Annotated in this window: 4 protein-coding genes; 2 read left to right on the plus strand and 2 right to left on the minus strand. The window is 31.7% G+C overall.

Going from position 1 to position 3,434, the window contains the following annotated elements:
- Positions 1–490, minus strand: a 490-nt coding sequence (locus tag WBN21_RS06495) for a CvpA family protein (RefSeq protein ID WP_424198585.1), incomplete at its 3' end; no start/stop codon positions are given.
- 170 nt (positions 491–660) lie between these two features.
- On the opposite strand from WBN21_RS06495, the gene WBN21_RS06500 reads away from it, so the two are divergent.
- Positions 661–1,017: a hypothetical protein gene (locus WBN21_RS06500; RefSeq protein WP_424198587.1), complete on the plus strand. Its 357-nt coding sequence runs from the start codon at positions 661–663 to the stop codon at positions 1,015–1,017.
- A 117-nt stretch (positions 1,018–1,134) separates the two neighbouring features.
- Positions 1,135–2,154: a phenylalanine--tRNA ligase subunit alpha gene (locus WBN21_RS06505; protein ID WP_424198589.1), complete on the plus strand. Its 1,020-nt coding sequence runs from the start codon at positions 1,135–1,137 to the stop codon at positions 2,152–2,154.
- Positions 2,155–2,169: 15 nt separating this feature from the next.
- Here WBN21_RS06505 and WBN21_RS06510 read toward each other — a convergent pair.
- Positions 2,170–3,434, minus strand: a 1,265-nt coding sequence (locus WBN21_RS06510) for a hypothetical protein (protein WP_424198591.1), incomplete at its 5' end; no start/stop codon positions are given.

Consider the following 3,434-nt stretch of genomic DNA (forward strand, 5'->3'; position numbering starts at 1 on the left):
CCTTCGTTTTTGGTTCTAAAATATTCGGAAAAATGGTTGGGATTAAAGATTTTACAGGTTTGTAAAGTACCGTATCATCTATATTTTCATCGTCAATAAAAGTTATTGTACTATTCATTTTATCAAAAATATTTAAAAGAACACTTAAGATAAGGGCAATTTTCAAAGCTCCAAAAACACCACCTGCAAGCTTGTTTATAATACCTAAAGCAGCAAAATCGGCTAGTTTAGTTAGCGCTTTTCCTGCTATTCCAATAGCTAAAACAATGATTACAAATGTAATGGCAAAGGCAGCAATATTAATCGTCTTTTCATTCCATTCGGTTTTAGCTTGTAAAAATTCGGCAACAAAATTGCTAAAATGTATGGCGCCGTAAACACCAGCAACTAATGCCACTAATGAAGCAACTTCAACAAAAAGCCCTTTCATGAAACCACGAACAAGTCCAAATAAAATTAATGCACCTAAAACAATATCAATTACGCTCATATAAAATAATTTAAAGCAAATATAAAATAATACTAACACTTAGGTTTATTAACTTTGCTGCTTTCAATTTAGTGAAACTAATATTTTCAAGCATTTATTGTTTTGATAAAATTTTAGTTGAACTAATCCCGATTTAATATCGGGATCTCATCATATTTATAATAATCTAAATGGCAAGAGACGAACAATTAAAAGAGCGCTGGGAGCTGGTAGTACAAAAACTATCCATTCAATTTGCAGATGGAGATAATTTAGATCTTGACGCTATAATTTACCTAATTGGCGTTCAGGAACTTGGTCAGTTAGATAGGGAGTTCAAGAAAGACCAAAAATTAGACCTTATGCATATTGCCATTTGTAAACTACTCGTTCCATACGGTTATTATGAACTCGATTTTGTTGATGAAGAGGGTTGGCCACATTACAAAACACTTTCAGATTTACCACATTTAAAAGCAGGCGAGCAAAGTGTTTTAATGAAAGAAGCCATTGTAAACTACTTTCTAGAAACCGAGTATATTGATTAAGCGAATTTGTTTTGTCATTCCTGGAAGGCAGGAATCCACAATAAAGGGTGATTTCCAATATAACTTCTAGCGAAAATCGCCTAAAAACAGTAACTTTGCCGTCATTTTGAAGATATCATGATAGATAAAATAAACCAACTCATAGCAGAAGCCGAAGCCTTTAAAACCCAATCAAAAGAAGAGGTAGAAGCCTTTCGTATAAAATATTTAGGTAAAAAAGGATTACTAAACGACTTTTTTGCTGAGTTTAAAAATGTGGCTAACGACCAAAAAAAAGAATTTGGTCAAACCATAAATAAGCTTAAAAAAACAGCTGAAGAAAAGGTTATTGCCTTAAAAGAAGAGCTTGAAAGTAAAGAAGAGGTAATAGGTGTATCTGGCGATTTATCTAGACCAGGACAATCTATTCAAATTGGTGCGCGTCATCCTATTTCCATTGTAAAAAATCAAATAATAGATATTTTTTCGCGTATTGGTTTTAACGTTAGCGAAGGACCAGAAATTGAAGACGATTGGCACAACTTTACAGCATTAAACTTGCCAGAATATCATCCAGCAAGAGATATGCAGGATACCTTTTTTATTCAAACCAATCCAGATATATTATTGCGTACACATACTAGTTCGGTACAAGTTCGTTATATGGAAAATAACAAACCGCCAATTCGTACTATTTCACCAGGTAGAGTGTATAGAAACGAAGCTATATCGGCACGTTCGCATTGTTTTTTTCACCAAGTTGAAGGCTTGTATATTGATAAAGACGTAAGTTTCGCAGATTTAAAACAAACGCTTCAACACTTCACTACCGAAATGTTTGGGAAAAGTAAAATACGTTTGCGTCCTTCATATTTTCCGTTTACAGAACCAAGTGCAGAGGTTGATGTGTATTGGGGTCTAGAAACCGAAACCGATTACAAAATAACTAAAGGGACAGGTTGGTTAGAAATTATGGGTTGTGGTATGGTAGATCCAAACGTACTTGAAAATTGCGGTATCGACTCTAAAGAATACTCTGGTTTCGCTTTTGGTATGGGAATAGATCGGATTGCTATGCTGTTACATCAAATTGGTGATATTCGCTTGTTAAGTGAAAACGACGTGCGTTTCTTAGAGCAATTTAAGAGTGCACTTTAATTTTTAAGATCCAGCTTAGTCCTCCATAATACCTATAAAAACTTTTTTATTATAAGAATCGGTTGAATCTATTATTTTAATATTATCATTAAAATTTTCAGAAAAAAGTATAATACTTCCTTTTTTTATTTCGGTTTCTGAAGTAATAATTTCATATGGTTTTTTTGAACTTATTAAATTACCGATGATGGCAGTTTTAAGATAATCGTGTGTTTCATCATGAATTTTAAGATGACTATCAAAATACTTTGAAAGATACTTTACGTTTACTGATGATTGTAAACCCCCATTGGGTATTTTAAAGAAGTTATAAGTAGATACTGCTAAGGCGATACATACAATAACTCCCGAAATGACATGTCGTTTTAATGAATTAGGCTTGAATGATAATTTAATATCTAAAAAAACGAATGCTATAATAGAGAAACTGATTGGAAGAAAAACTCTTGTAAAAGGCGCTTGATTTAAAACCATCATTAATAAAAATGGCACTATCAAGATTAAAAAATTGGGCCACTTTTTTTTGCTAATGGAAAACCATATAAACAAAGTAAAAATGAGTATTGTAATGACACTTCCTCCTGTAATCTCTGTTAAAGAACTTTTATAATGACTTGCTAAAAACGGAATGTTAAAACTTTCTAGCGGACGCACAAATCTATTATTGGTAATAGATTCATAACCTCTAAATACCATTATAGGAGCATATAAAAGTATTATGGTACAACTAAAAAATAGGGTAGTGTAAAAGATATAGGCTATGTTTTTTTTAAACAAATTTAAATTCTGAATAAAAAACACAGAATATATTCCCAGAAATGTAAATAAATAGGCCGGACTAGTATATAAACCCATTAAAGAAAACAATAAAATGGACTGATTATTAAACTTAAAAGTATCGTTTGTTGATGGCTTATTAATAAAAAGAACAGAAACAACTGCAAAAAGAATTTGCATAGAATAGCCTCTAGCCTGAAATGAAAATGATAAAAAAGGAAGGTTTAATAATATTAAAACCATAAAACATGCGATTAATAAAATATCCTTTTTAGCAATTCTTTTACTAAATACTGCAAATAAGAGTACAGATGCTATAATGGCGGGTAACCTTATAAATAAATTAAGATGAGACCAACTAAATAAATGCCATGAAAAATTACTAAATATGGAGTGGAAAACATGGTTGTTTGGTGCTGGGTATGTACAGAATGCATAAAATAATGATCTATCTACAAACTGCAAAAAAGTATAAGCTTCGTCATAAGAAAGCGGAAGATATA

It is taken from the genome of Algibacter sp. (assembly GCF_049667265.1).
In the GTDB taxonomy this organism is placed as follows: Bacteria; Bacteroidota; Bacteroidia; order Flavobacteriales; family Flavobacteriaceae; genus Algibacter_B.

Excerpts from the sequence above, each read along its gene's own strand:
- WBN21_RS06505 (WP_424198589.1), top strand. The coding sequence starts at position 1,135 with ATGATAGATAAAATAAACCAACTCATAGCAGAAGCCGAAGCCTTTAAA.
- WBN21_RS06500 (WP_424198587.1), top strand. The coding sequence starts at position 661 with ATGGCAAGAGACGAACAATTAAAAGAGCGCTGGGAGCTGGTAGTACAA.